This is a genomic window from Mesorhizobium sp. M0227 (assembly GCF_040321855.1).
GTDB lineage: Bacteria > Pseudomonadota > Alphaproteobacteria > Rhizobiales > Rhizobiaceae > Mesorhizobium.
Genome location: NZ_JAMYSJ010000002.1, coordinates 322,058 through 348,392, shown reverse-complemented (window position 1 = coordinate 348,392; position 26,335 = coordinate 322,058). Strand labels below are relative to the sequence as shown.

25 protein-coding genes are annotated in these 26,335 nt (G+C 64.1%); 17 read left to right on the top strand and 8 right to left on the bottom strand.

The features are described from left to right. Positions 1-264: 264 nt before the first annotated feature. Entirely contained in the window at positions 265-723 is a 459-nt protein-coding gene (locus NKJ00_RS05260; protein ID WP_128304215.1) for a nuclear transport factor 2 family protein, read from the bottom strand. 84 nt (positions 724-807) lie between these two features. Then, positions 808-1,167 carry a hypothetical protein gene (locus tag NKJ00_RS05255; protein ID WP_023810720.1) on the bottom strand — a complete coding sequence of 120 codons (360 nt, stop codon included), beginning with the start codon at positions 1,165-1,167 and terminating at the stop codon, positions 808-810. 80 nt (positions 1,168-1,247) lie between these two features. On the opposite strand from NKJ00_RS05255, the gene NKJ00_RS05250 reads away from it, so the two are divergent. From NKJ00_RS05250 to NKJ00_RS05240, 3 genes are all read left to right on the top strand, one after another. Then, a complete protein-coding gene (locus NKJ00_RS05250) occupies positions 1,248-1,826 on the top strand; it encodes a TetR/AcrR family transcriptional regulator (RefSeq protein ID WP_127297537.1) in 579 nt (192 codons plus the stop codon). A gap of 44 nt (positions 1,827-1,870) precedes the next feature. Beyond that, complete coding sequence (gene fabF / locus NKJ00_RS05245) at positions 1,871-3,136, top strand: beta-ketoacyl-ACP synthase II (protein ID WP_128304214.1); 1,266 nt, start codon at positions 1,871-1,873, stop codon at positions 3,134-3,136. A gap of 106 nt (positions 3,137-3,242) precedes the next feature. Then, positions 3,243-4,058 carry an oxidoreductase gene (locus NKJ00_RS05240; RefSeq protein WP_128304236.1) on the top strand — a complete coding sequence of 272 codons (816 nt, stop codon included), beginning with the start codon at positions 3,243-3,245 and terminating at the stop codon, positions 4,056-4,058. A gap of 38 nt (positions 4,059-4,096) precedes the next feature. Here NKJ00_RS05240 and NKJ00_RS05235 read toward each other — a convergent pair whose 3' ends face one another. From NKJ00_RS05235 to speB, 4 genes are all read right to left on the bottom strand, one after another. Next, a complete protein-coding gene (locus NKJ00_RS05235) occupies positions 4,097-4,744 on the bottom strand; it encodes an amino acid ABC transporter permease (protein ID WP_128304213.1) in 648 nt (215 codons plus the stop codon). Next, positions 4,741-5,397 (bottom strand): amino acid ABC transporter permease, encoded by a 657-nt coding sequence (locus NKJ00_RS05230; RefSeq protein WP_128304212.1) that lies wholly within the window; start codon positions 5,395-5,397, stop codon positions 4,741-4,743. Before NKJ00_RS05230 ends, NKJ00_RS05235 begins: the two co-directional genes overlap by 4 nt. A gap of 6 nt (positions 5,398-5,403) precedes the next feature. Continuing rightward, a complete protein-coding gene (locus NKJ00_RS05225) occupies positions 5,404-6,210 on the bottom strand; it encodes a transporter substrate-binding domain-containing protein (RefSeq protein ID WP_128304211.1) in 807 nt (268 codons plus the stop codon). Between the two features lie 82 nt (positions 6,211-6,292). After that, a complete protein-coding gene (speB, locus tag NKJ00_RS05220) occupies positions 6,293-7,354 on the bottom strand; it encodes an agmatinase (RefSeq protein ID WP_352629027.1) in 1,062 nt (353 codons plus the stop codon). Between the two features lie 206 nt (positions 7,355-7,560). On the opposite strand from speB, the gene gcvA reads away from it, so the two are divergent. The 8 genes from gcvA (at position 7,561) to NKJ00_RS05180 (ending at position 16,588) form a co-directional block, all read left to right on the top strand. Continuing rightward, positions 7,561-8,535 (top strand): transcriptional regulator GcvA, encoded by a 975-nt coding sequence (gcvA, locus tag NKJ00_RS05215; RefSeq protein WP_352629025.1) that lies wholly within the window; start codon positions 7,561-7,563, stop codon positions 8,533-8,535. A 136-nt stretch (positions 8,536-8,671) separates the two neighbouring features. Then, a complete protein-coding gene (gene pncB, locus NKJ00_RS05210) occupies positions 8,672-9,976 on the top strand; it encodes a nicotinate phosphoribosyltransferase (RefSeq protein ID WP_352610974.1) in 1,305 nt (434 codons plus the stop codon). Between the two features lie 197 nt (positions 9,977-10,173). Continuing rightward, positions 10,174-11,622 carry a hypothetical protein gene (locus NKJ00_RS05205; RefSeq protein WP_352629023.1) on the top strand — a complete coding sequence of 483 codons (1,449 nt, stop codon included), beginning with the start codon at positions 10,174-10,176 and terminating at the stop codon, positions 11,620-11,622. A 152-nt stretch (positions 11,623-11,774) separates the two neighbouring features. Next, positions 11,775-13,079 (top strand): ABC transporter substrate-binding protein, encoded by a 1,305-nt coding sequence (locus NKJ00_RS05200; protein WP_352610972.1) that lies wholly within the window; start codon positions 11,775-11,777, stop codon positions 13,077-13,079. A 215-nt stretch (positions 13,080-13,294) separates the two neighbouring features. After that, positions 13,295-14,176: a branched-chain amino acid ABC transporter permease gene (locus NKJ00_RS05195; protein WP_128304206.1), complete on the top strand. Its 882-nt coding sequence runs from the start codon at positions 13,295-13,297 to the stop codon at positions 14,174-14,176. Next, entirely contained in the window at positions 14,173-15,135 is a 963-nt protein-coding gene (locus tag NKJ00_RS05190) for a branched-chain amino acid ABC transporter permease (protein ID WP_128304205.1), read from the top strand. The genes NKJ00_RS05195 and NKJ00_RS05190 overlap by 4 nt, the downstream gene beginning before the upstream one ends. After that, positions 15,132-15,857, top strand: a complete 726-nt coding sequence (locus NKJ00_RS05185; protein WP_128304204.1) for an ABC transporter ATP-binding protein — start codon at positions 15,132-15,134, stop codon at positions 15,855-15,857. Before NKJ00_RS05190 ends, NKJ00_RS05185 begins: the two co-directional genes overlap by 4 nt. After that, positions 15,854-16,588, top strand: coding sequence for an ABC transporter ATP-binding protein (locus NKJ00_RS05180; protein ID WP_128304203.1), 735 nt, complete (start codon positions 15,854-15,856; stop codon positions 16,586-16,588). Before NKJ00_RS05185 ends, NKJ00_RS05180 begins: the two co-directional genes overlap by 4 nt. Here the strand turns inward: NKJ00_RS05180 and NKJ00_RS05175 are convergent, their stop codons facing one another. Together NKJ00_RS05175 and pncA are read right to left on the bottom strand one after the other, a co-directional pair. Further along, the gene (locus tag NKJ00_RS05175; RefSeq protein ID WP_128304202.1) at positions 16,589-18,034 is read right to left on the bottom strand and encodes a sodium:proton antiporter; all 1,446 of its coding nucleotides are present in this window, start codon (positions 18,032-18,034) and stop codon (positions 16,589-16,591) included. It lies immediately after the preceding gene. A 205-nt stretch (positions 18,035-18,239) separates the two neighbouring features. Beyond that, positions 18,240-18,854 carry a bifunctional nicotinamidase/pyrazinamidase gene (pncA, locus tag NKJ00_RS05170; RefSeq protein ID WP_023810735.1) on the bottom strand — a complete coding sequence of 205 codons (615 nt, stop codon included), beginning with the start codon at positions 18,852-18,854 and terminating at the stop codon, positions 18,240-18,242. A 304-nt stretch (positions 18,855-19,158) separates the two neighbouring features. On the opposite strand from pncA, the gene NKJ00_RS05165 reads away from it, so the two are divergent. Genes NKJ00_RS05165 through NKJ00_RS05140 form a run of 6 tightly spaced genes read left to right on the top strand, consistent with a single transcriptional unit; the run spans position 19,159 to position 26,307 of the window. Next, complete coding sequence (locus tag NKJ00_RS05165; RefSeq protein ID WP_352629021.1) at positions 19,159-20,019, top strand: FAD binding domain-containing protein; 861 nt, start codon at positions 19,159-19,161, stop codon at positions 20,017-20,019. Further along, positions 20,016-22,850, top strand: a complete 2,835-nt coding sequence (locus NKJ00_RS05160; RefSeq protein WP_352553135.1) for a molybdopterin-dependent oxidoreductase — start codon at positions 20,016-20,018, stop codon at positions 22,848-22,850. Before NKJ00_RS05165 ends, NKJ00_RS05160 begins: the two co-directional genes overlap by 4 nt. Then, positions 22,847-24,388, top strand: a complete 1,542-nt coding sequence (locus NKJ00_RS05155; RefSeq protein ID WP_352440582.1) for a 6-hydroxynicotinate reductase — start codon at positions 22,847-22,849, stop codon at positions 24,386-24,388. The genes NKJ00_RS05160 and NKJ00_RS05155 overlap by 4 nt, the downstream gene beginning before the upstream one ends. After that, the gene (locus NKJ00_RS05150) at positions 24,388-25,272 is read left to right on the top strand and encodes a UPF0280 family protein (RefSeq protein ID WP_352553137.1); all 885 of its coding nucleotides are present in this window, start codon (positions 24,388-24,390) and stop codon (positions 25,270-25,272) included. The genes NKJ00_RS05155 and NKJ00_RS05150 overlap by 1 nt, the downstream gene beginning before the upstream one ends. Further along, a complete protein-coding gene (locus NKJ00_RS05145) occupies positions 25,265-25,849 on the top strand; it encodes an amino acid synthesis family protein (RefSeq protein WP_352629019.1) in 585 nt (194 codons plus the stop codon). Before NKJ00_RS05150 ends, NKJ00_RS05145 begins: the two co-directional genes overlap by 8 nt. Continuing rightward, positions 25,846-26,307 (top strand): MarR family winged helix-turn-helix transcriptional regulator, encoded by a 462-nt coding sequence (locus NKJ00_RS05140; RefSeq protein WP_352629017.1) that lies wholly within the window; start codon positions 25,846-25,848, stop codon positions 26,305-26,307. Before NKJ00_RS05145 ends, NKJ00_RS05140 begins: the two co-directional genes overlap by 4 nt. The last annotated feature ends 28 nt before the right edge of the window (positions 26,308-26,335 follow it).

The window sequence follows — 26,335 nt, the reverse complement described above, 5'->3', positions numbered from 1 at the left end:
GCATCAAATGGACAATTCGAACGGCAAGATGTCAAGGCCTATTCCTAGCAGGAAAGCTATATGCCTGCCTCGGCTCGACCGTTGCCGCGACAGCACCGGCATCGATGCAGCGCTGCGCTCCCGCACTGGGTTTCCTGGCTTGCAGTCCAGCGCCGGCGCTCGCTTCCCGACCCTCCGCGCATACTGCGCAGGCGGAAGGCACGCGACGAAAAAGATCAGCGCGACCGGCCCTTAAACCTTGGCCGTCCTCGGACCGCGCTTCAGCTAGCTTGTTATCTGTTCGGCGACAGCTTCTTCGAGGCCGGCTGCGGCCTGGGCGGCGAGACCGCGCGCCGCCGCCTGTGAATCGTAAAACTCCTCGAGCGCATGAACCCTGCCCCACCGTAGCGTGAACACGTGGAGACCATGGTTGACGTAGGACGTATCGCCGTTGAGCAGGGTTGCGGTGCCATCCCACTGGGCAAACACGGTGGTATGCCACGGCCAGCCCTTCACCCAGACGTGGTTGACCGTGAGATGGAGAGTGGGCAGAACACGGCCGAGGCGCTCGAACCACCGGCGCAGGGCTTGCTTGTCGTGGCGCTCCCCACCAAGCGCGTGGGCGCCACCAACCCGGTGATGGACATGCGGCGCGATGGCCTTCACCGCCGCGTCCCAGCGATGGTTGTTGACGTCGTCGAAGCTCTGCCGGATCGATTTCTCGACAAAATAGCTGTAAAGCATGTGACCTCTCCAGGCTCATTGGGATGGCGTGATCGGACGCGAGAGCCCCGGCCAGCATCGCGCGGCCGCGGCCTGCGCGCCAGGTCAGGGCGTTGTCGCATCGGCTCGCAGGGATGTGCCGGTCCCGGTCGAGACCGTCACTTCCTTACCGGACCTTGAGAACGCGTAGAGCGAGCCCGGGTGGCCCGGTATGGAAAACGCCACGGCGTCACTGTTGGCGAGGCCCATGACGAACCGCAGCGGATCACCCCCGGTCTTCGGTGCGAAAGTGGCGGTGACCTCAAGCAGGTCGCCGCGCGGAACGTAGTAGGCCACCATGTCCAGGTGTCCCTGGTGCAGGCTGCCACCTTCGATCGGGCGTCCGATGGTGGCTTCCTCGGCGAGAGCCGGGGTTGCAAGAAACAGCGCCGCCAGGAGCGAGGCGCTCAGGGTTTTGCGGATCATCTCATTTGTCCTTTTTTAGATTGCGTTCACCCTCTATATAGGGTATAGATTACGAATGCAATCTAAAAAAGGAGATGACGATGCGTGTGAGTCGCACTCAGGCCGCGGAAAACCGCGAGACCGTGATCAATGTGGCAAGCCGGCTTTTTCGGGAGCGCGGCTTTGACGGCATCGGCCTCAAGGATCTGATGAAGGGTGCCGGGCTGACCCAGGGTGCCTTTTACAAGCAATTCGAGTCGAAGGACGATCTGGCGGCGCTGGCGTCCAGGCGGGCGATGGAAAGCGCCACCCACAAATGGTCGGCCGCGACCGCAGCACATCCTGGGAACCCGCTCGACGGGGTGATCTCATTCTACCTCAGCATGGACCATCGCAGGGAAAAGATGGACGGCTGCCCGGTCGTTGCGCTCGGTTCGGATGCAGCCAGGCAGGGTGCCGAGGTGAAGGCGTCATTCGAAGACGGCATCAAGGCGTACCTTGAGATGCTCGGCGGTTGGGTTGGCGAGGGCGACAGCGAAAAGAGCGGAAAAAAGGCAATGGCCGTTCTCTCGACGATGGTCGGCGCGGTCGTGCTCTCGCGGGTCGTCAACGATCCCGACCTTGCGCGGGCTTTTCTGGATGCGGCGGCCGATCAGGTTCGCGAAGCAGTCGCCACTTGAACGGCGCGAGCAGCGCCGCCGGCACACCAAGGACAGGAGAGCAGATGCAACGGATTGTCGTCACGGGCATGGGAGCGGTCACGCCCCTGGCCGCCAATGTCGAAGCGTCCTGGTCACGCCTGCTTGCCGGCCGGTCCGGCGTTCGCAGGCTTCCGGACGATGTGGTGGGAGAGCTGCCGGTTAAGATTGGCGGCGTGGTTCCCTCCCTGGGCGAAGATCCGGAGGCTGGTTTCGATGCCGATGCCGTCCTGTCCGCGAAGGATCAGCGCAAGGTGGACCGGTTCATTCTGTTTGCGTTGGCGGCGGCGGAAGAGGCGCTTGCGCAGGCGCAATGGAAGCCTGCCCTGGAAACGGAGCGCCTGCGCACGGCCACGATCATCGCTTCAGGAGTCGGCGGGTTCCCCGCCATCACCGAGGCGGTGCGCACGGTGGACCTGCGTGGCGCCCGCCGCCTGTCTCCCTTTACGGTGCCGTCCTTCCTGGTGAACCTCGCGGCGGGCCACATCTCGATCCGTCATGGTTTCAAAGGTCCACTCGGCGCACCGGTGACGGCATGCGCGGCGGGCATCCAGGCGATCGGCGACGCCGCCCGCCTGATCCGCGCCAACGAAGCCGACATCGCCGTGTGCGGCGGAACGGAAGCGTGCATCAACACCGTCAGTCTCGGCGGGTTCGCCGCGGCTCGCTCTCTTTCAACCGGCTTTAATTGGGCGCCGGCTCAAGCCTCGCGCCCTTTCGACACATCGCGGGACGGCTTCGTCATGGGCGAAGGGGCCGGCGTGCTGGTCATCGAGGCGTTGGACCACGCGTTGGCGCGCGGCGCAAAGCCGCTGGCTGAGTTCGTCGGCTACGGCACGACCGCGGATGCCCACCACGTCACCTCCGGGCCGGAGGACGGCGACGGCGCGCGCCGGGCCATGCAGATCGCGATTGCCCAGGCAGGGATTTCGCCACGCGAGGTTCGTCATCTCAATGCGCATGCGACCTCCACGTCAGTCGGCGACCTGGGTGAGATCGAAGCGATCAAGAGCGTGTTCGGGCGCGATTTCGCGATAGCTGTCAGTGCGACGAAATCGGCGACCGGACATTTGCTCGGAGCGGCCGGCGGGCTTGGTGCGATCTTCGCAATCCTGGCGCTCAGGGATCAGGTCGCTCCGCCAACCCTCAACCTGGGCGAGGCCGATCCGGCCGGCGACGGAATCGACTTCGTCGCAAACGCGCCCCGGCCGATGGAGATGGAGTACGCGATCTCCAATGGCTTCGGCTTTGGCGGCGTGAATGCCAGCGCCCTGTTCAGACGCTGGAACTAACCTGTGGCCAGACGCGAGCGCCAGACGCAGTCATGACCAACGCCCTTTGCCCCGGCCCCTCATGCTTTTCCCAATCCAATCCAACGCAAAGAAGGATATGATTTCCATGAACAAGACCAATCCTGGCGTCGCCCTGGTGACAGGGGCATCTTCCGGCATCGGGCGCGCTACCGCCGACGCCTTGCTGGGCGCCGGCTTTCGCGTCTTCGGAACCAGCCGTCGCACGGCCTCCCAGCAATCCGCCGGCGTGACCATGCTGACCTGCGACGTGACCGACGACGCGTCCGTTGCGACAATGGTCGATGACGTTCTGGCCAAGGCCGGACGCATCGACCTGCTTGTCAACAATGCCGGTATGGGCCTGTTTGGCGGCGCGGAGGAGTCCTCGACCGCCCAGGCCAAGGCGCTGTTCGACGTGAACGTCTTCGGCGTCTTGCGCGTGACCAACGCGGTGCTGCCGGCAATGCGAAGCCAAGGGAAGGGCAGAATCGTGAATTTGAGTTCGGTGCAGGGGTTCATCCCCGCTCCCTATTTCGCGCTTTACTCAGCGACCAAACATGCCATCGAGGGGTATTCCGAGTCGCTCGATCACGAATTGCGCCCGTTCGGCATCCGCGTTTCGCTGGTGGAGCCCGCCTATACCCGAACGGCATTCGAGGACAATCTTGCCGCCCCCGACCGGTCGCTCGAAATCTACGACTCCGCGCGCGCCGGGATGACTGTATCCGTGCGGAAATCGATGGAGAAAGGCGATGCGCCCGAAGTGGTCGCCAACACCGTTTTGGCCGCGGCGACAGATCCCGCGCCGAAGAAGCGCTATGCGGCGGGAAAAATGGCGCGCCAGGTCAGTTTCCTGCGCCGTTTCGTCCCCGCGTCCGCATTCGACAAGAGCCTGCGCAAGCAGCTTGGGCTGCCGGCCTGAAATCGAGCGCTAACCGCAAGGACATCTGCCTTGGCGCGTCAGCGGGCAGCCGCCTGTTTCTCGAGCCTGCGGGCGTATTGCGTCAGCGGAAAGCACATGACGAAGAAGATCAGAGCCACCAGCCCGTAGACCTTGAACGGTTCGAAGGTCGCATTGTTGATGGCATTGGAGGTCCGCACCAGTTCCTCGAAGCCGATGATCGAGGTCAGCGCGGTCGATTTGATCAGCTGAACCAGGAAGCCGACGGTGGGTGCGCGGGTGATCGAAAAGGCCTGCGGCAGGATGATCAGCCTCAGCTCCTGCAGATAGTGCAGGCCAAGGCTGGCGCCGGCGTCCCATTGGCCGAGGGGTAGCGCCGCGACGCCCGAGCGCCAGATCTCGGCGAGATAGGCGCTGGCGAAGAAGGTGAGGCCGAGCGCCGCCGCCGTCCACGGTTCGATGCGCAGGCCGAGCATCGGCAGGCCGAAGAACATCAGGAACAGCTGCATCAAGAGCGGCGTTCCCTGGAACAGGGCGATGTAGCCGGAAGCAACACGCCTGCTCCACTTGTTCTTGGCGATCCTGAAGAACAGCACGACCAGGCCGACGATGCCGCCGCCGATGAAGGCGGCCAGCGATAGCAGCACCGTCCAGCGGGCGGCGAGCAGCAGGTTGCGTACGATGTCCCAGAAGGTGAACTCGATCATGACACGCCGGCTCCGAGCGCACGGCGTCCGCCTGACACCAGCAGCCGGCGCAAGGCCATCGACAGAGCGAGATAGACCAGCGTCACGACGAAATAGGTCTCGAAAGAGCGGAAGGTGCGCGCCTGCAGCATATCGGCCTCGTAGGTCAGTTCACGCACGGCGATCTGCGACACCACGGCCGACTCCAGCATCATGATGACGATCTGGCTGGTGAGCGCGGGATAGATGATCTTGAGTGCCTGCGGCAGCACGATCTTGACGAACACCTGGCGTGGCCGCAGCCCAAGTGCGAGCGCTGCTTCCGTCTGTCCGCCGGGCACGGCGTCAAGCCCGGCGCCGACGATCTCGATCGTGTAGGCCGCCATGTTGAGCGTCATCGCCAGCATGGCGGCCAGGATCGGATCGAGCCGGATGCCCAGGCTGGGCAGGCCGAAGAAGATGAAGAACAGCTGCACCAGGAACGGCGTGTTGCGCATCACCTCGACATAACAGGCGATTGCCCGCTTGAGCAGAACCGGGCCGTTTCGTCGCCCCGCGGCACCCAGGATGCTGAGGGCCGTTCCCACCAGCGTGGTCACGGCGATCAACAGAATCGTCGTGAGCGCACCGTGCGCGATGTCGCCGACAGCACCTGGAAGCCAGGCAAAGGCCACGGAAACTCAATCCTTGAGGTTTTCGGGATTGAGCGGCGTCTTCAGCCAGGTTTTCGAGCTTTCGTCCAGCTTGCCGTCGGCCAGCATCTTGGCGATGGCATCGTTGACGGCCTTCTTCAGGCCGTCCTCATTCTTGTTGAGGCCGATATGCGAAGGCGAGGTCAGAAGCTGGAACTTCTGCTCGGGCTTCAGCGCGTCCTGCTTGGCCAGCACCTGCGCGCCGACATCGTTGCCGACGACCATCAACTGCGTCTGGCCGGAGATGAAGGCCTGGATCACGGAATTGTAGTTGTCGAAGCGCTTGATGTCGGCCGACGCCGGTGCTGCCTCGGTGAGCGAGGTGTCCTCGAGCGTGCCACGATTGACGGCGATCGACTTGTCGGCGAGGTCTTCCTTGCCCTTGACCGCAAGTGCCGCCGGACCGATCACGGCGATGTAGTAGGGCGCATAGGCAGCGGCGAAATCGATGACCTGTTCGCGTTCCTTCGAGTAGCCGACGCTCATCAGGATGTCTACGCGCTTGTCGTTCAGATACGGGATGCGGTTCTGGCCGGTGACGGCGATGGGGTTGAGCTTCACCTTGAGCGTATCGGCAATGTATTGCGCGACATCCATGTCATAGCCCTTGAGGCTCATATCGGCGCTGGCCGAGGAGAAGGGCGGAAAGTCGGCGAAGACGCCTACATTGATGGTGCCGGCCTTGGTGATGTCCGCCAGCGCATCGGCGCTTGCGGCTTGTGTGGCGAGGCCGAAGCCGGCCGTGCCGAGCATCAGCACGGCGGCGATGGAGGCAAATGTCTTTCGGATTGTCATTGTCATTCCCCTGTCTGGAAGCTTTGTTTGTTGGGAGTCGACCGCCGGCTCCAGCGCGGCGGCCGCCTTTGCTTTCTGAACGTCAGGCTCCCTTGCCCGTGATTGCCGGGCTGAACACCATAAGGCTCAATATCTCGAACAGCACCTGTGCGGCGGCATGCGCCGTGTTGGTGGTGGCGTCGTATTGCGGCGCCACTTCGACAACGTCGCCGCCGACGATGTTGAGCCCCTTCAGGCCGCGCAGCAGTTCGAGCACTTCGCGCGTCGTCAGGCCGCCGACTTCCGGCGTGCCGGTGCCGGGCGCGAAGGCCGGATCGACGCTGTCGATGTCGAAGGAGACATAGGTCGGCCCGTCGCCGACTATTCTGCGCGCCTTCTCGATGATGTCCGGAATGCCGAGACCGGTCACCTCCTCGGCATGCACCACGGTCATGCCGGACTCGTAGGTGAACTCCCACAGATATTCGGCCGAGCCGCGGATGCCGATCTGGATCGTGCGCGTCGGGTCGAGCACGCCGTCAAGCACCGCGTTGCGGAACGGGCCGCCATGGTGGAACTTGGTCATGTCGAACAGGCCACTGGTGTCGCAGTGGGCGTCGATATGGATCAACCCGACCGGAGCTTTCTTGCCGACGGCCTTCAGGATCGGATGGCTGATCGAATGGTCGCCGCCGATCGAAAGCGGGATGACGCCGGCATCGACGATCTGGTTGGTGCGGCGCTCGATATCCTCATGGCTGATCTCCAGCCGGTAGCGGCTGCGGAACGGCGTGTCGCCGATATCGGCCACCCGAAGTTCATGCGTCGGCGCGCATTCCAGCACGTGATTGTAGGGACCGATGCGCTCGATGGCGCGCAGCGCCCTTGGCCCGAAGCGGGAGCCTGGCCGGTTGGTGACGCCGAGATCCATCGGCACGCCGATCATGGCCACCTGCAAATCGCCGAAATCCGGATTGTCGGCCGATATTTCGCGGTAGGGCGCGGCGAGGAAGGTCGGGATGCCGGAATAGGGCGCCAGCCGCGTGCCGCTCTTGGAAAAGATCTTGTCGGCGACCTTGCGGAATTTCGGGTCGAACATCTCGCCGCCATGGCTTTCACCATATTTGCGACGCAACGCGTCGAGCTTGCCGCGATCGTATCCCATGTCCGCTCCTCCTGGGCTGATACAGTGCCGACGCGGGTGACGCCTGCGAACCGACCGTCATCCGGCCGGGCCGCTGTCCCGCTGGCTGCCTGCAGATTTCACGTCTTGATGCTGTTCCAGGCCAGTGTCTGGCAGCGGCATTGAAAAATCAATTGATATTGTTAGGGTGCTTTCTGTGAGAAAATCTCACAATAAAGTTGATACCCATGACCAAACGCCTGCCACCGCTTAATCCGCTGCGCGCCTTCGAGGCAACGGCCCGGCATGGCTCGCTGACCAAGGCGGCCAATGAGCTGAATGTCACGCATGGCGCCGTCAGCCATCAGATCAAGGCGCTTGAGCAGTCGCTCAGTGTCAAGCTGTTCGAGCGGGCCGGCCAGCGGGTCAAACTGACACCGCATGGCGCGGAGCTTCTGCCGGCAGTGTCGACCGCCTTCGACGGCATCGCAGCCGCCACCCAGCGCATGACAAGGCCGGCGAGCAGCGGCACACTTTCGGTCTCCTGCGTGCCGGCGCTTCTGTTGTTGTGGATGACACCGCGGCTCGGCAGTTTCATGGCGCAATATCCCGACATAAGGCTGACGCTTATTCCTTCCAACGATCCCAAGGATTTGCGGGCGCCCACCATCGATGTCTGCGTGCATTATGGCGACGGCAGCTGGACCGATTGCTGGATGCGCAAATGGTCGGGCCTCGAACTGTTTCCCGTGGTCAGCCCGACCTTGATCAACAACCGCCCGATCCGCAGCGTCAGGGACCTTGCCGACCATGTCTTCCTGCATGGCGACGACGGTCGCGAATGGCACACCTGGCTGGCGGCGGCCGATGCGCTGGACCTGGAGCGGGGTCGCCGCCATCACCTCGGCGATGCGCGTATGGCGACCGAGGCGGCGGTGCACGGCCATGGCGTGGCGTTGGGCGACTCCGTGACGGCAAGCGCGCTGCTGGCCAGGGGCATGCTGGTCGCGCCGTTCAGCCTGTCGGTGCCGGCGGTCGACGATTTCTATGTCGTCTGCCGCAACGAGATGCGGACGACGCCGATCGTGCAGGTGTTCATCGACTGGCTGTTCGCCGAGAAGGCCGGGGATGACGGGCGCGCCGACGCCCCGGTGGCCGGCCGCATCGTCAGCCGCCGCAAGCGTCCGGCGCTCAGGGTGATGGGCGGCAAATCCGCAAGCTGATGCCAGGCTGCGCGCCGCCGCGTGCAGGCAGCTCTTTTTGTCGGGCCAGCCTGAAAGCGGGCAGCGTTCTGGCCGATTCGATGCTATGAGGCCTGTCGCGATTGTGGATGGCAGGCAGCGAAGGCGGTGTTGAGACATGGCTAAGACCGATATTGCGCGGCGGGTCTACAACCACACCTGGAAGCTCGATCCGATCGTGCGCAGCCTGCTCGACACGGATTTCTACAAGCTTCTGATGCTGCAGATGATCTGGGGCATGTACCCCAAGGTCGACACCACCTTCTCGCTGATCAACCGCTCGACCTCGGTGCGCCTTGCCGATGAGATCGACGAGGGCGAACTGCGCGAACAGCTCGACCATGCCCGCACCTTGCGCTTCTCCAAGAAGGAGATGATCTGGCTCGGCGGTAACAATTTCTACGGCCGCAAGCAGATCTTCGAGCCGGAATTCCTCGCCTGGCTGGAAGGCTTCCGGCTGCCCGAATATGAGCTGTCGAAGCGCGACGGGCAGTATGAGCTGACCTTCAGCGGGCCGTGGATGTACACCACGCTGTGGGAAATCCCGGCGCTCGCCATCATCAATGAACTTCGATCGCGCGCGGCGATGCGGGCGTTCGGGCCTTTCGCGCTCGACGTGCTCTATGCCCGCGCCAAGTCCAAGATGTGGGCCAAGACCGAGCGGCTGAAGGCGCTGCCCGGCATCCGCATCTCGGACTTCGGCACGCGCCGGCGCCATTCCTTCCTGTGGCAGCGCTGGTGCGTCGAGGCGCTGAAGGAAGGCATCGGCGAAGCGTTCACCGGCACCTCCAACGTGCTTCTGGCCATGGACAACGACCTCGAAGCGCTCGGCACCAACGCACATGAGCTGCCGATGGTGTTCGCCGCGCTTGCCGACTCGGAAAAAGAGCTGAGGCAGTCGCCCTACAAGGTGCTGCAGGACTGGCAGCGTTACTATGGCGGCAATCTGCTGATCGTGCTGCCCGACGCTTTCGGCACCGCGTCGTTCCTGCGCGACGCGCCGGACTGGGTGGCCGACTGGACGGGCTTTCGCCCCGACAGCGCGCCACCGATCGAAGGCGGCGAAAAAATCCTGTCCTGGTGGCGCGACAAGGGCAAGGATCCCCGCCAGAAACTGCTGATCTTCTCCGACGGGCTCGAGGTCGAAACCATCGAGGAGACCTACCGCCATTTCAAGGGCAAGGTGCGCATGTCCTTCGGCTGGGGCACCAATCTGACCAATGATTTCGAAGGCTGCGCGCCAACGGAAACCAACAGGCTGGACGCGATATCGTTGGTCTGCAAGGTCACAGAGGCCAATGGCAAGCCGGCGGTCAAGCTTTCCGACAATCCGGCCAAGGCGACGGGTGATGTGAAAGAGATCGAGCGGTATCTCAGGATCTTTGGCGAGAAGGACCGCGTGGAGCAACTGGTCAAGGTGTGAGCGGTGATGGACGACCTTGCATCGCCGGCAAAGATGGAATCTCGGATAGCTTGAGTTCCCGCCCACCCCCCTCTGTCCTGCCGGACATCTCCCCCGCAAGGGGGGAGATTGGCCGCTTCAACCGGTCCGCCTTTTTCTCCGATGTTGAAAATTGGCGAAAGCCTGGGCGACATCCGATCTCCCCCCTTGCGGGGGAGATGCCCGGCAGGGCAGAGGGGGGTGTGAAGGATCGCGGCGGCGAAGGTTGTCGCCTCTTAAAGACAAGCTTCATCTGCTTATTTGCATCCCTCCCCACCCCCGCCTTCGCCCACGCCTCCGACCGTGGCCACGTCCTGCTCCTGCCGACCGGCTACTATCTGGTCGGCGGGGCTTTCGCCGTGGCCGTCAGCTTCCCCGTCCTGGCGCTGCTACCTGCGGATTCACTTGACCGTTTCTGGCGCCGGCGCCTGCCGCTGTTCACCTTCGGCGACGGCGCCCGCGCCGTCATCGGCCTGATATCCTTTGCCGGCTTTGCAATCCTCATCGCCGCCGGCCTTTTCGGCAGCCGCGACCCGCTTTCCAATCCTCTGCCACTGGTAATCTGGACGCTGCTATGGGCCGGCGTCACCCTGCTGCAGGGCATCTTCGGCGATCTCTGGTCATGGCTCAATCCCTGGCATGGACCGTGGCGCCTTGCCTCGCGCCTGTCGGGTGGAAACGATGAAGGGAGATGGCCCCTCCCGCGATGGACCGGCTGCTGGCCAGCTGTAATCTTGTTCTTCGCCTTTGCCTGGTTCGAACTCATCGATCCGGCGCCCGACGATCCGGCACGGCTGGCTTTTGCCGCCGGCCTCTACTGGCTGCTCTCGTTCCTGGCCATGCTGGCATTCGGCTATCGCGCCTGGAGCCGCAGCGGCGAATTCCTGGCGGTTTTCTTTTCGATGCTGGCGCGCTTCGCCATCGTCGAGCGCAGCGAACACGGCCGGTTGGCACTCTGCTGGCCGGGCGCCAAGCTGCTTACCGCCGAGCCGTTGCCGATCAGCGGCATCGCCTTCCTGCTGCTGGCCCTGTCGTCGGTGTCCTTCGACGGCCTGTCGAAGACCTTCTTCTGGCTCGGCCTGTTCGTTATCAATCCGCTCGAATTTCCCGGCCGCACCGCGGTCATCGGCAGCGGCACTTTCGGGCTCGTCCTGACATTCGTGCTGCTGGCGGCGGTGTTCCTGCTCGCCGTCTGGCTTGGCCAGCGTCTCGCCGGCAGCGTCCACACTCTCGGCAAGGCGGCTGGCCTGCTGGTGTGGTCGATCGTGCCGATCGCGCTCGCCTATCATGTCGCGCATTATCTGACGGCGCTGCTTGTCGACGGCCAATATACGCTTGCGGCACTTTCCGACCCGTTCGCGATGGGCTGGAACTTGTTCGGCACCGCCGACATGCAGATCGAGGCCGGCATCGTTGCCGGGGCGGACTCGGCGTGGTGGCTGTGGAATGTCCAGGCCTGCGCCATCATCCTTGGCCATGTGCTCGCCGTCCTCGTCGCCCACGGCTTCGCCTGGCGCCTGCATCCGCAGCCCTCCCGCGCGGCACTCAGCCAGTTCCCGCTTACCTTGCTGATGATCGCCTATACGGTGTTCGGCCTCTGGTTGCTTGCCACGCCGACGGTTGGATGAGAAAAGAGCGGCCTCGATATCGTTGGGGAAGCTCGCTTGCCACATCGAGGCTTTGATGATTTAGTTTGTACACATGCAATTTTTTGCGTCCTCTAAGCGAGGATGCCGAAGCCGCCTTATCGTTGGTCAAAACTGAAAACAGGGGAACGAACATGGCTGACAAGAACGGATTTTTCGACCTCTCCAAGACTGGCCTCACCCGCCGCACGGCGCTGAAGGGCCTGGCCGCGGGCGCCGGCCTCGCCGTCGCGCCGGGCTTCGTCCGCTATTCCCAGGCGCAGAGTTCCGCGCCGGTCAAGATCGGCTTCCAGTCGCACCGCACCGGCATCGGCGCCGCCTACGGCCGCTGGTATGAGAAGACGACGGCTGCCGCGGTGAAGGCGATCAACGCCGCCGGCGGCATCAATGGCCGCCAGGTCGAGGTGATCATCGAGGATGACGGCACCGACCCCGGCCGTGGCGCCGAGGTGGTCGGCAAGTTCGCCACCCAGCACAAGACCGACATCGTCTTCGGCACGCTGTTCTCGCATGTCGTCATCGGCTCGGCGCCCGCCGCCGGCGAAAACAAGATGCCCTATTTCGTCGTCAGCGAAGGCCATCACGTCGCCTCGACAAAGCTGAACCGCTATGTCTTCCAGCCCGGCATCACCGACGTGAAGAGCCAGATCCAGTCGATGGCGCCGTGGATCGCGGCCAATGTCGGCAAGAAGGTGACGCAGATCTTCCCCGATTTCGCCTTCGGCTACGACCATCGCGACTACCTGCCGCCGGCACTGAAGGCGCAAGGCGCCGAGGTCATCGCGCAGATCGCCATTCCGCCGACGGAATCGTCCTTCACCAAATACTTCCCGCAGATCCCGGCCGAGACCGAGGTGATCTACCACGTCATGGTCGGCCCGGCCGTGCTCACCTTCGTCAAGGAGCTCGGGGAGTTCTACGGCTCCAACCGGCCGCAACTGTTCGGCTTCATCGATTCGCTCGAGGCCACCGACATCAACAGCCCCGGCCTCGAATTCCTCGACGGCAGCCATTTCTGGGAAGGCTCGCCGCGCTATGCGCAGGCCGATGATTCCGAGGCGCAAAAGGCCTATCGCACCGCCGTCGGCATCGACGACGATGGTGCGGCCGTCGGCGACCCCAAGGACGTCTCCACCGCAGCCCACATGTTCGGCTGCTGGGAGACGCTCTACGTCGTCAAGAAGGCGATGGAAGATGCCGGCTACAAGGGACCGGAAGACCGCGCCAAGCTGGTCGAGGCGACCGAAGCCCTGACCGAATTCGCCGAAGGTGCCGAGCATCCGCAGGGGCCGAAAACCTTCAACGGCAAGATCCACCAGTGCTTCGGCATCCAGAACATCTCCAAGGTCGAAGGCGGCAAGCTCAAGGTCGTGCACAAGACCAAGATCGAAGACGGGCTTTACGAGGCCGAGGGGGATTACACGACGCAGGCGCTGTGAGGCTTAGCTTCAGCAGCGTGAGCGCCAAGGCACCCCCCTCTGTCCTGCCGGACATCTCCCCCGCATGGGGGGAGATCGGCAGTTCGTGCGGCGGCGCCCATCTGCGAGCGTTGATGGTTGGCGAAACCAGTGAGGACATCCAATCTCCCCCCTTGCGGGGGAGATGTCCGGCAGGACAGAGGGGGGTGCCTCGCGCATCCGCCGGTGCGTAGCCGATGCACTTCGGTCCCCACCTTCTCCTCGCCGCCCTCGAAGGCCTCGTCACATCCGCGGTGCTGGCGCTGACCGCGCTCGGGCTGTCCCTGGTGTTCGGCGTCATGCGGGTGGTCAATGTCGCGCATGGCGAGTTCTTCATGCTGGGCGCGGTGCTCGCCTGGGCGATCACCACGGCCATCGGCGGTCACCCTGTGCTCGGCTTCCTGGCGGCGCTGGTGATTGCGCCGCTGATCGTCGGCGCCATTGCGTTGGTCGCCGAACGGCTGGTGCTGCGCCGGCTCAATTACAATCCGGAAGCCACCATCGTCGCCACCATCGGCATGCTCTACATCATCCAGCAATTGGCGCTGACTTTTTACGGCCCGGAGGCGCGGCCGGTGGAGCCGCCGTTCAGCTACCGCATCCTTTTGCCTTGGTTCGGTTACTCCGGCTACAAACTGTCTGTTATCGCCGCTTCCGCGCTGCTGCTCACCGCGACATGGCTGGTGCTGACGCGCACCAGGATCGGCCTCGTCATGCGCGCCACGCAGTATGACAGCGAAACGGCGCAAGCCTTCGGCATCCCTGTCGGCCGTGTCTATGGCGGCGTCTTCGCGCTTGGGGCCATGCTGGCGGCCATTGCCGCGGTGCTGATCGTGCCGATCAGCCAGGCGCATTATCTGATGGGACAGGATCCGCTGCTGCTCTCCTTTATCGTCGTCATCATCGGCGGCCTCGGCTCGCTGCGCGGCACGGTCGTCGCCGCCGTGCTGATCGGCCTCTCCGACGGCATCATCTCGATGTTCTTCTCGCCGACTTTGGCCAAGATCATCGCAACGCTGCTGGTCGCCATGGTGCTGGTGTTCCGCCCGCAAGGCCTGTTCGGGACGGCATCGCGATGAGCGAAGCTTCGCCGGCAAAAGCCTATGCCCTGCATCTCGGCGTCATCGCGCTGCTCTTCGTGCTGAGCTTCCTGCTGCCGGAGTACTATCACGGACTGCTTGCCCGCATCATGGTGCTGGCGGTCTTTGCCATGGGCTACAACATGCTGTTCGGCTATGTCGGCCTGCTCAGCCTCGGCCACGCCATGTTCTTTGCCGCCGGTCTCTATGGCGCCGGCCTTGCTGTCATCCAGCTTGGCTGGGGCGTACCAGCGGCTTTCCTCAGCGGAATTGCCTGCGGCGCTGTGCTGGCGCTGGTGATCGGCCTGCTGGCGCTCCGCGCCTCGGGCGTCGCCTTCATGATCGTCACCATGATGTTCGCCCAGGTTTTTTATCTCCTCATTCTTTATTTCGCGACGTGGACTGGCGGCGACCAGGGCATGGTCGTCCCGCAGCCGGCGCGGGTGCTTAGCTTCGGCACGACATCGCTCGAACTCACCAATCCAACGGTGCGCTACTTGACAGCGCTCGGGCTGTTTTCGATCGTGCTTCTCGTCAAGTTGGCCATGGTCCGCTCCCGCTATGGCCGCGTGCTGGTCGCCATCCGCGAGAACGAGGAGCGGACGAAGATGCTGGGATACGACACTTTCTCCAACAAGCTCACCGCCGTCGTCATCTCCGGCACCATCTGCGCTGCCTCGGGCGCCGCCTACGCGCTGCTGTTCGGCTATGTCGGATCGAGTTTCGCTTCGGTGCAGTATTCGATCCTGCCGCTGCTGTGGGTGCTGCTGGGGGGTGCTGCCACAACGCTCGGGCCGCTGATCGGCACGCTGTTCATGTATTATGTCATCGATATCACCAGCGGCTACACCTCCGCCTATCTGCTGATAGTCGGCATCGCGCTCATCCTTTTGGTGCTTTTTTTCCCAAAGGGCATTCTGGGCAGCATCCGCCAGCGCTGGCTCGGGTGGCTGCCATGATGCCGCTTTTGACCACCAAGGGCCTGTCGCGCAACTTCGGCGGCCTGCGCGCCGTCGACAATGTCGATTTCGCGCTGATGCCCGGCGAAATCCGCGCCGTGATCGGCCCCAACGGGGCGGGGAAAACCACCTTCGTCAGCCTGGTCAGCGGCCGCATCCAGCCGTCTGCCGGCATGATCGTCTTCGACGGCGCCGACATCACCAATCTGCCTGCCTATGTCAGGGTCCGCAGGGGTATCGCCTACACCTTCCAGCTCACCAGCGTCTATGCCAACCTGTCCGTTTACGCCAACGTCGCGTTGCCCGTGCAGCTGACGCTGCGGCATGGCCATTCCAAGAGCGCGATACAGGCCGCTGTCATGACCGCGCTCGAACGCACCGGCCTGGCCGATCGTGCCCACATGCCGGCCGGCCAATTGTCCTACGGCCATCAGCGCCTGCTGGAAGTGGCGATGGGCCTGGCGCTGAAGCCGCGCCTGCTGATCCTCGACGAACCGACGCAAGGCCTGGCCGACTCTGAGATCGACAATTTCATCACGTTGGTGCGCGAGATCGCCAAAAATGCCACCGTGCTTCTGATCGAGCACAACATGCCCGTGGTCATGCAACTGGCCGACCGCATCACCGTCTTCAACGCCGGCAAGATCCTCGCCGAAGGCACGCCCGAAGCAATCCGCGGGAACGTGGCGGTGCAGGAAGCCTATCTAGGGACCGCCCCATGACCGAGACAAACAAGGCCGAGGCGACGTCTCAAGCACTCACCATCTCGGGGCTCGACTGCTTCTATGGCGAGGTCCAGGTGCTCTATGGCCTCGACCTGGTGCTGAACAAGGGCGAGGTGCTGTGCCTGTTCGGCCGCAACGGCGCCGGCAAGACGACGACGCTCAAAGCCATCATGGGGCTGGTTCCCTCGAGCGCCGGCTCGATCAGGCTCGACGGTCAGGAATTGACTCGGCTACCGGCACATGAAGTGCCCAAGGCCGGCGTCGCCTATGTGCCGCAGGGAAGGCGGCTGTTCGCCGAGATGACGGTGGCGGAAAACATCGAGATCGGCCTGATGGCGCGCGGCAAGGGCAAGGCGACGCGTGAAAATGTGCTCGACCTCTTTCCGCTGCTGCGCCAGCGGCTGCGGCAACGTTCAGGCACACTGTCCGGCGGCGAACAGCAGATGCTGGCGATGGCACGCGCACTCTGCCTCGAACCGCAAGTGCTGCTGCTCGACGAGCCGACGGAGGGCCTGATGCCGTCGATGATCGCCAAGATCCGCGAGACGGTGTCGAAGCTGCGCGACATGGGGGTCTCGACGATCCTGGTCGAACAGCGCGTCGATGCGGTGCTTTCGGTCGCCGACCGCGTTGCCTTCATCGAGAACGGCCGCAATCGCGAGACGGTCGATGTCGAGGAATTGCGTGCCGACCCGTCGGCGGTGCGCCGTTATGTCGGCGTGGGCTGATCAGCCGAAGAACAGAAAACCCGTTACCAAAAATGTCGGGATCAGCACCAGGCCCGACCATGCCATATAGCCGAAAAAGCCCGGCATCTTGACGCCGCGATGCCTGGCGATGGCGTAGACCATGAAGTTCGGCGCATTGCCGATATAGGTGTTGGCACCCATGAACACCGCGCCTGCGGAGATCGCCGCCAAAGTCGAGGCGAATTCCGTCATCAGGTGCCGGGGGTCGCCGCCGGCAAGCTCGAAGAACACCAGATAGGTCGGCGCATTGTCGAGGAAGGATGACAGCGCCCCTGTCAGCCAGAAATAGGCGAGGTCATTGGGCCCTCCCGAGGGCGAAGTGACGAGGGCGACCAACGGCGCCAGCGCGCCCTCATGGCCGGCCCTCAGGATAGCGACGACCGGCACGATGCAGATGAAGATGCCGGCAAACAATTTGGCCACCTCTGATATCGGACCCCAGTTGAAGCCGTTGGCTTCGCGGTATTCCTTGCGCGAAATGGCAAGTGAAACGAGGGCAAGCGCCAGGATGAGAGCGTCGCGCACCAGATTCTGCAGTTCCAGGCTGACCCCGAACACGGAGAAGCTGACGCCCGGCTTCCAGGCCGCCGACAGCAGGATGGCGCCGATCACGCCCGCCAGCAGCGGAAGGTTGGCCAGGCCGCGCAGACGCACCTTGGTATCCGGTGTCGGATCCTTGATCTTCGGCGCGCCAGCCTCGCGCCGGTGCAGGATGATGTCGATGCCCAGGAAGACGGCCAGCACGACGCCGCCGACGAACAGCGTTTCGCGCCAGAGGTTGGCGGTCGTCCAGAAGAAATCGACGCCTCTGAGGAAACCGACGAACAAAGGCGGGTCACCCAAAGGTGTCAGCGAGCCGCCGATGTTGGAGACGAGGAAGATGAAGAAGATGACAACATGGGCGTTGAACGGCCTGTTATCATTGGCGCGGATGATCGGCCGGATCAGGATCATCGAGGCACCGGTCGTGCCGATCACCGAGGCCAGCAGCGCGCCGACCAGCAGCAGGCCGGCATTCACCAGCGGCGTGCCGTGAATGTTGCCGGCAATGAGAATGCCGCCCGAAATGGTGAACAGCGCAAACAGCAGGATGATGAACGACATGTATTCGGTGAGCAACGCATGCAGCACCGCTTCGGTCGCTGTGGGGACACCGAAGGCAACCGCCAGCGGCAGGACCACCAGAGCGCCCCAAAGGGCCGCGATCTTGCCGTAGTGATGCTCCCAGACATGAGGAAACAGCAGCGGACCGGTGGCGATCGACAACAGCAGCCCGGCAAAGGGCAGCGTCCACCACAGCGACATCGAAGCGCCGGGCAGGCCGTGTTCCTCCGCCGCGAAAGCTTGTGCCGGAAACAGCGTAGCGGCAATTATCGCAGCGCATGCAGCCAACAGGGGAATCGGATATGAAAAAGGCCCCCTCATCCGGCCGCTACGCGGCCATCTGCTCCCCGTTGGGGAGAAGAGACGAGCTTCGGCGCCGGCAGCCTCCTCTCCCCTAGGGGAGAGGTCGGATCGCCCCGAATTGCCCTTCGCAATTCGGCTGGCAATCCGGGTGAGGGGGACCTTCACCGAAGGCGACAATCCTGCCTTTAAACATCGGATCTCTACCTGTTGCCCCACGATCCGTTCAATCCGACAAAGGGTCTTCGAGCGTCACGCCGGCGTCGCGCATGCGCTGCAGCATGGCATGGAGCGAGCCGTTGAGATCGATGCCGCGGCAGGCATCGAGCCGCACTATGGTTTTAAAGCCCTGGCTAACGGCGTCCAGCGCCGAGAAGGCAACGCAGAAATCGGTCGCCAGCCCGACCAGGGTCAGCGTGTCGATGCCGCGCTCCCGGAGGTAGCCGGCAAGGCCGGTCTGTGTCGTGCGATCGTTTTCGAAGAAGGCCGAGTAGCTGTCGATATCAGGCCGGAATCCCTTGCGGATGACGAGTTCGGCCTTGGTCCAGGCGAGGCCGGAATGGAAATCGGAGCCCAAGCTGCCCTGGATGCAGTGGTCCGGCCACAGCGTCTGCTGGCCGTACGGCATCTCGATCATGGTGAAGGGATGCGCGCCCGGATGGCTCGAAGCAAAGCTGGAGTGACCGGCGGGATGCCAGTCCTGCGTCAGCACGACATGGTCGGTTCGCCGGATCAGGTCGTTGACCAGCGGCACGATCTCATCGCCGCCAGCAATCGCCAGCGCGCCGCCCGGACAAAAATCGTTCTGCAGGTCGATGACGACAAGCGCTTCGTCGGCCATGGGCTTTCCTCTTCCGTATGCAGGCTCCAGTGGAAAATGCCGCTGACGCGACCGGACGCAGAAACTTGACCAGATGGCCGGCGGCGTCAACCTCTCGCGACATAACAGACCGGACGCAGAAACTTGACCAGATGGCCGGCGGCGTCAACCTCTCGCGACATAACAAATGCGTGCCGGCCGGGTCGCTGCAAACTCCGGCTTTGACAAATCCTGCGGGCTTGATATCATTTGCATACGAATGAATTTCTCGGCTTGAACGCCGGAAATACCGGATTCGGAAAGTTCCTTTTCTGGAAGGCAAAGCGTGATCCGTTACGCGAAACCCACCTCGGTCGACGAAGCGCTCGCTTTGCTTGGCGAGGGCGCCTGGCGCATCCTTGCCGGCGGCACCGATTTCTATCCGGCACAGGGCAGCAAACCCTTCCGCGACAATGTTCTCGACATTAACGGCCTGGGTTCGCTGCGCGGCATTGCCGAGACGAGCGACCATTTCGTCATCGGCGCGCGCACGACCTGGACCGACATCGTCCGCCACCCCTTGCCGCCGGCCTTCGATGCCTTGAAACAGGCGGCGCGCGAGGTCGGCTCGGTGCAGATCCAGAACGTCGCCTCGGTCGCCGGCAATGTCTGCAACGCGTCGCCGGCCGCCGACGGTGTGCCTGCCCTGCTCGTCATCGATGCCGAGGTCGAGCTGCGCTCGGTGGCAGCCACGCGGCACCTGCCGCTGCAGGACTTCATTCTCGGCAACCGCCGAACGGCTCTGCTGCCCGGTGAGATGGTCACGGCCATCCGCGTGCCGAGACCCGCTGCTACGGGCATGTCGGCTTTCGTCAAGCTCGGCGCGCGCCGTTATCTCGTCATTTCCATTGCCATGGTGGCGGCACGTCTGGTCGTCGAAAACGGCCTTGTCCGGCAAGCGGCGGTCGCCGCCGGCTCCTGCTCGGTGGTGGCCAGGCGGCTGGCCGGCGTCGAAGCCGCGTTGTGCGGGCTGCCGGCGGATGGCGGACTTGCCTTTGCGGTCCTGTCCGCGCCGATGAGCGAACTGTCGCCGATCGCCGATGTGCGCGGCAGCGCCGAATACCGGCTCGATGCGGTGCGCGAGATTGTTGCCCGCGCCGTGCTCGCGGCTGTGGGCCGGACGACTTGCGAAGAGGTGGCGGCATGAGCCAAATTCAGCCTGACGCGCGTGAAGCCTTGCCCGATCCGAGCAGTGCCCAGCCAGGCTTCGGCGCTGCGCGCGCCGATATCGTCTTCGAGGTCAACGGCGCCGCCGTCTCGGTCAATGTGCCGCCGCTGCGCCGGCTGTCTCTGGTGCTGCGCGACGAACTGGGGCTGACCGGCACCAAGGTCGGCTGCGATGCCGGCGATTGCGGCGCCTGTACGGTGCTGGTCGACGGCGATCCCGTCTGCGCCTGCCTGATGCCGGCGGCTTCCGCTGCCGGCGCATCGGTGACGACAGTCGAAGGGCTTTCCAACGGCCGGCTGTCGGCGTTGCAGGCCTCTTTCCTCGCCTACGGCGCCGCGCAGTGCGGGATCTGCACGCCCGCCCTGTTGGTTGCGGCGACGGCGTTGCTGGAGAAGAAGGCGAGCCCCACCGAGGTCGAGGTACAGGACGCGCTCGGCGGAATTCTGTGCCGCTGCACCGGCTACCGGAAGATCATTGCCGCAGTGATGGATGCCTCGCTGCAGGCAGCAAGCCTGGATTTCCGCTTGCCCCCATCCGGCCACGCGATCGGCTCCTCGCCGATCCGACTCGACGGCGTGCCGAAGGTCACCGGGGCTGAGAAATTCGGCGGCGATTCCTTCCCCGCCGATGCGCTGGCCGTGCTGGTGGTCCGCTCGCCGCATTATCACGCCAGTTTCGCCTTCGGCGACCTCGACGGCTGGGCGAAACAGCATCCTGGCATCGCCGGGGTCTTCACCGCCGCCGACATTCCGGGAAAAAACTGTTTCGGCGCTATCGGCCCATTCGCCGACCAGCCGGCGCTGGCCGTAGGTTTTACTCGTCTTCGCGGCGAGGCGGTGGCGCTGGTCGCCGGCGAGCGCGAGGCGATCCTCGATCTCGACCTGTCGGATTTTCCTATCCGCTGGAGCGAACTGCCGCATTTTCTGCAACCCACTGAGGCGCAGGCTGAGGGTGCTGCGCTGATCCATGAAAGTCGGCCGGCGAACCTGCTCACCTCCGGCCTGGTCGAACGCGGCGACCCCGAGACGGCGCTTGCCGGCGCTGCGTTCACCGTGTCCGGCGCCATCGACACCTCCTATGTCGAGCACGCCTATATCGAACCGGAAGCCGGCTATGCCTATCTGGACGGCGACACGCTGGTGGTCGTCGCCTGCACCCAGGCGCCTTATATGGACCGCGACGAGACGGCGAAGGTGCTCGGCCTAGCCGTCGACAAGGTGCGCATCGTGCCGACCGCGACCGGCGGCGGTTTCGGCTCCAAACTCGACGTTTCGCTGCAGCCGCTGATCGGCCTTGTGGCGATGAAGACGGGGCGGCCGGCGGCACTCGCCTACACCCGCAACGAATCGATGATGTCGACCACCAAGCGCCATCCGGCCGAGATGAAAGCGACTATCGGCACCGATGCCGATGGCCTCGTCACCGGCATGATCTTTGAGGGCGATTTCAACACCGGCGCCTATGCAAGCTGGGGCCCTACCGTGGCCAACCGCGTGCCGGTGCACGCCTCCGGACCCTACGCGACGCCGAACTACCGCGCCGAAGGCCGCGCCATTCACACGCATGGGCCAATTTCCGGTGCCTTCCGCGGCTTCGGCGTCCCGCAAGCGACGATCATGCAGGAGACGCTCTATGACGAGCTGGCCGGCAAGCTCGGCATGGACCGGCTCGACTTCCGCTTAAGGAACTGCCTTCGGAACGGTTCCGAAACGGTTACCGGGCAGCTTCTGGAGTCCGGCGTCGGCATTGCCGAATGCCTCGAATCGCTGCAGCCGCATTGGGTGCGCGCGACGGCTGATGCGGATGCATTCAACAGTGCCAACAGGGATAGAAAGCGCGGCGTTGGCGTCGCGTCCTGCTGGTATGGCTGCGGCAACACCTCGCTGCCCAACCCGTCGACAATCCGGGTCGGCATCGCGGCCGACGGCGCGGTCATCCTGCACCAGGGCGCCGTCGATATCGGCCAGGGTTCCAACACCGTCATCACCCAGATCTGCGCCGACGCTCTCGGCCTGCCGTTGGAGAAATTCCAACTGAAGAGCGCCGACACAGCCATCACTCCCGACGCCGGCAAGACCTCGGCCTCGCGCCAGACTTTCGTCACCGGCAAGGCAGCCGAAAAGGCCGGCCGCGCCTTGCGCGAAAAGATCCTGCGATTTGCCAATGTTTCCAAAAACGCAGCCCTGCAACTCGACGGCCCCGCGATCGTCATCCGCGAAGGCGAAGCCACGCGCCGCATCGATCTCGCGACATTGGATGTGGATACCGAAGGCTTCGTCTTCCGTGCTGAGGAGACCTACGATCCGCCGACACTGCCGCTCGATGCCAAAGGACAGGGCAAGCCCTATGCCGTTTACGGCTATGGCGCGCAGATCGCCGAACTGGAGGTCGACCTCAAGCTCGGCACGGTGAAGCTGCTGAAAATCACCGCCGCGCACGATGTCGGCAAGGCGATCAACCCGCTGCTGGCCGAGGGCCAGATCGAAGGCGGTATCGCGCAAGGCATCGGCATGGCGCTGATGGAAGAGTACATCCCCGGCCGCACCGAGAATCTGCACGACTATCTCATCCCGACCATTGGCGACGTGCCGCCGATCGAGACCATTCTCATTGAAGTTCCGGACCCGGAAGGACCCTTCGGTGCCAAGGGTTTGGGCGAGCATGTGCTGATCCCGACGGCACCGGCAATCCTCAATGCCATCCGCCACGCCACCGGCGTCCTGGTCACCAAGATACCGGCGACGCCGACGCGTATCCGCGCTGGCATCCGCGAAAAAGATGGCATCCGCGAAAAGGAGGCACGCCGATGAGCGAGCTTGCCGAACGCTTCGAAACCCATGATCCCGGCGAGAAGCTGGTGGCGGAGAAGATCCGCTGCGATGCCTGTCCGGTGATGTGCTACATCGCGGATGGGCGCACGGGCGCCTGCGACCGCTACGGCAATGTCGGCGGCAGGATCGTGCGGATGGACCCGCTGACGATCCTCGACCATGCGGCCGAGACCGGCGCGGCAATCGTGCCGTTCATTGCCGAAGGCGAGGCCTGGGACGGCGAACTGGTCAACACCGGCCGCCGCTTCGTCACGGCAATCGGCGCCGGCACCACCTATCCCGACTACAAGCCGGCCCCGTTCATCGTCAGCCAGGAAGTCGAAGGCGTCGATCTCGTGACCGTGGTCACCGAAGGCATTTTTTCGTATTGCGGCGTCAAGGTGAAGATCGACACCGACCGTCATATCGGACCCGAAACGGCTGTCGTGCGATCGCAAGGCGAAGCGATCGGCCATGTCACGACGGGAGAATATGGCTCGCAGATGCTGTCGCTGGGCGGTGTGCATCACCTGACCGGCGGCTCCAAGGCCGAGGGCCGCGCCACCTGCGACGCTCTGCTCAATCTGTGCAACCGCAAGCCGGTGGAACTGGCCATCGACGGCGGCGCCACCATAACAGTCGAAGCCGGCAAGGCGCCTGTCATCGACGGCAAGCAGGAACACCGCATGCGCGTCGGCTGCGGCTCGGCGACCATAGGCATGTTCGCCACGCAATGGCGCGGCCTGGTCGACGAGGTGGTGGTGGTCGACGACCACATCACCGGCGTCGTTTCCGAGCACCAGGCTGGCAAGGTTCTGGGCTGGCAGGATACGGGCATCAAGATCATTGGTCGCCGTTCGACGCCGGGCCGCTATTTCAAGGTCTCCGAACCCGGTCTCGGCTGGGGCGGCACCAGCATTTCCGACCCACTGTCGATCCTCGGCGAGTGGAACGCCAAGAAAGGCGCGCGGCCGGGTCTGTCGCTGCTGATGGTGTCGACCACCGGCGAGCAGTTCGCCTATTACGAGCTCGATGACGAGCTGAAACCGGTGCAAAAACCTTTCCCCGAACGGCTGCAAAAGTCGGTCGGCCTGATCGAGGACAATTGCGAGCCGGCTTTGTGCACGGTGCTGTTCATCGGCGGTGCCGGCGGTTCGCTGCGGGCCGGCGTCACCGAAAACCCGGTCAATCTCACCCGCTCGGTTCAGGGCCTGAAGACCTATGTGACGGTCGGCGGCGCGCCGGTCTATGTTTGGCCGGGCGGCGGCATCACGCTGATGGTCGATGTCACACGAGTGCCGGAAGGCGCCTTCGGCTATGTGCCGACGCCGGCGCTGGTGGCCCCGATCGAGTTCACGCTGCGCCGCGACGACTATGTCAGGCTCGGCGGCTACGAGGCCGAGATACGCAGCGTCGAGGACATTGTCGCAAAAGGCGGTGAGTACCTGAATCCGCGCCGCGGCACCGGCGCCGAAGCCAACAATCCATGGCCGCCACTCGCGCAGCTACGTCGTGCCGGCCCGAACGGGGCCGGGTGATGCAAGGTCCGCAAGCCCATTGGCTGCAGGACGGCAGGCGGCTGCATCTCAACCACGGGCCGATCGACCTGATCGTCGAGGTTTTTGGTGAGGCGGATGAATGCCGCCGAGCCTATGAACAAGCCGTAGCGCGGTTCCAGACGATCCTGATGGAGCTGGTCGAGGAACTCCCCGAATTGCGGCTGCCGGCGTTTTTCCTGGTGCCGCGCACATTCGCCGGCCCGACGGCGCGCCGCATGGAGGCAGCTGTTATGCCCCTGGCGGAATGCTTCATAACACCGATGGCCGCCGTCGCGGGATCGGTAGCCGACGAAATGCTCGCCGCATTGCTTGAGGGTCGCAAGCTCGATCGCGCCTATGTCAACAACGGTGGCGACTGCGCAATCCATATCGGCAGGGGACAGTCGATGGGATTGGCGGTCGCCGGCACCGGCAACGGCATGGCCGACCGGATCACGATCCGCGCGGAAGATGGCGTTCGTGGCGTTGCCACCAGCGGCTGGCGCGGCCGCTCCTTCTCGCTTGGCATTGCCGACGCCGTCACCGTGCTCGCGCGGACCGGCGCCGAGGCCGATGCGGCGGCGACCCTCATTGCCAACGCAGTGGACCTGCCTGGCAATCCCGCCATCAGACGCATTTCCGCACATGAACTGTCGCCCGACAGCGATCTTGGCTCGCTACTGGTGACCCAACACGTCGGCACGCTTGCACCTGGCGAAGTGGCGCAGGCGCTGGACAATGGCCTTGCCGTCGCCGAAGATTTTCGCCGGCGCGGCCTCATTGCCGGATCGGCGTTGTTTCTTGGCGGTGAGGCCCGCATCAGTGGCTCGGTTGCGCTTGCCGCGCCCAACAAAAGTTCGAGGGAGGAGGTTGCCCATGCCTGAGTTTCCGATCCGCAAGATCGCGGTGCTGACCGAAGAGATTTTTCACGAGGGCGGGCCGGTGGCCAGGGTGCCGCGCCGCCGCGCCGCCGCCATGGCGCTCGTGAAAAACTTGTTCGCCGGGCGCTATGTCGAGGAGCTGCAGAGCGCCATGGACGATCTCAAGCCGCTCGGCCTGCTGCTCGTCGACCGGCTGATCGCGGCGCTCGGCGGCGACGTCAAGCAGATCGACGGCTACGGCAAGGGCGCCATTGTCGGCACGGCGGGTGAGCTGGAACACGGTGCGCTGTGGCATGTGCCCGGCGGCTACGCCATGCGCGAACGGCTCGGCGACGCCAAGGCGATCGTGCCGTCGGCGAAGAAGGTCGGCGCTTTCGGTTCGAAGCTCGACGTCCCGCTCGGCCACATCAACGCCGCCTATGTGCGCAGCCATTTCGACGCCATGGAAGTCGGCATGCCCGATGGTCCGCGCCCCGACGAGATCCTGTTCTGCCTCGCCATGACCTGCGGCCCGCGCATTCACGATCGGATGGGTGGTCTCGCGGCCGATGACATCGAAGCCTGGGATGGCTTGCGGTGAGCGGCGAGGACAATCTGCTCAAGCTGGTCGAGGTCGAGACCTCGGACGACCAGGATTACCTCCTGCAGGAGCAGGTCGGCTTCATCCTGCGCAAGGCGCATCAGCGCCATGTCGCGATCTTTGCCGCGCATATCGGCGACCTGACGCCGCCGCAATTCGCGGCGTTGGCCAAGCTGCGTGACGTCGGCGAGACCTCGCAGAACCAGCTCGGCACGCTGATCGCGATGGATGCGGCGACGGTGAAGGGCGTCATCGACCGGCTGAAGGCGCGCGGCCTGGTCGAGCTTTCCAAGCACGAGGTCGACAAAAGACGGCTTCTGGTCAATCTGACCGCGGCAGGCCGCGATGCGATCGAGCGCCTGATCCCGCTGGCGCGCGAAATCACCCAGGAGACGCTGGCGCCGCTCTCCGCCAAGGAGATCGCCACCTTCATGAAGCTGCTGGTGAAGCTGGCTTAGACCGCCGGGCACCATAAAGGCACCCGGC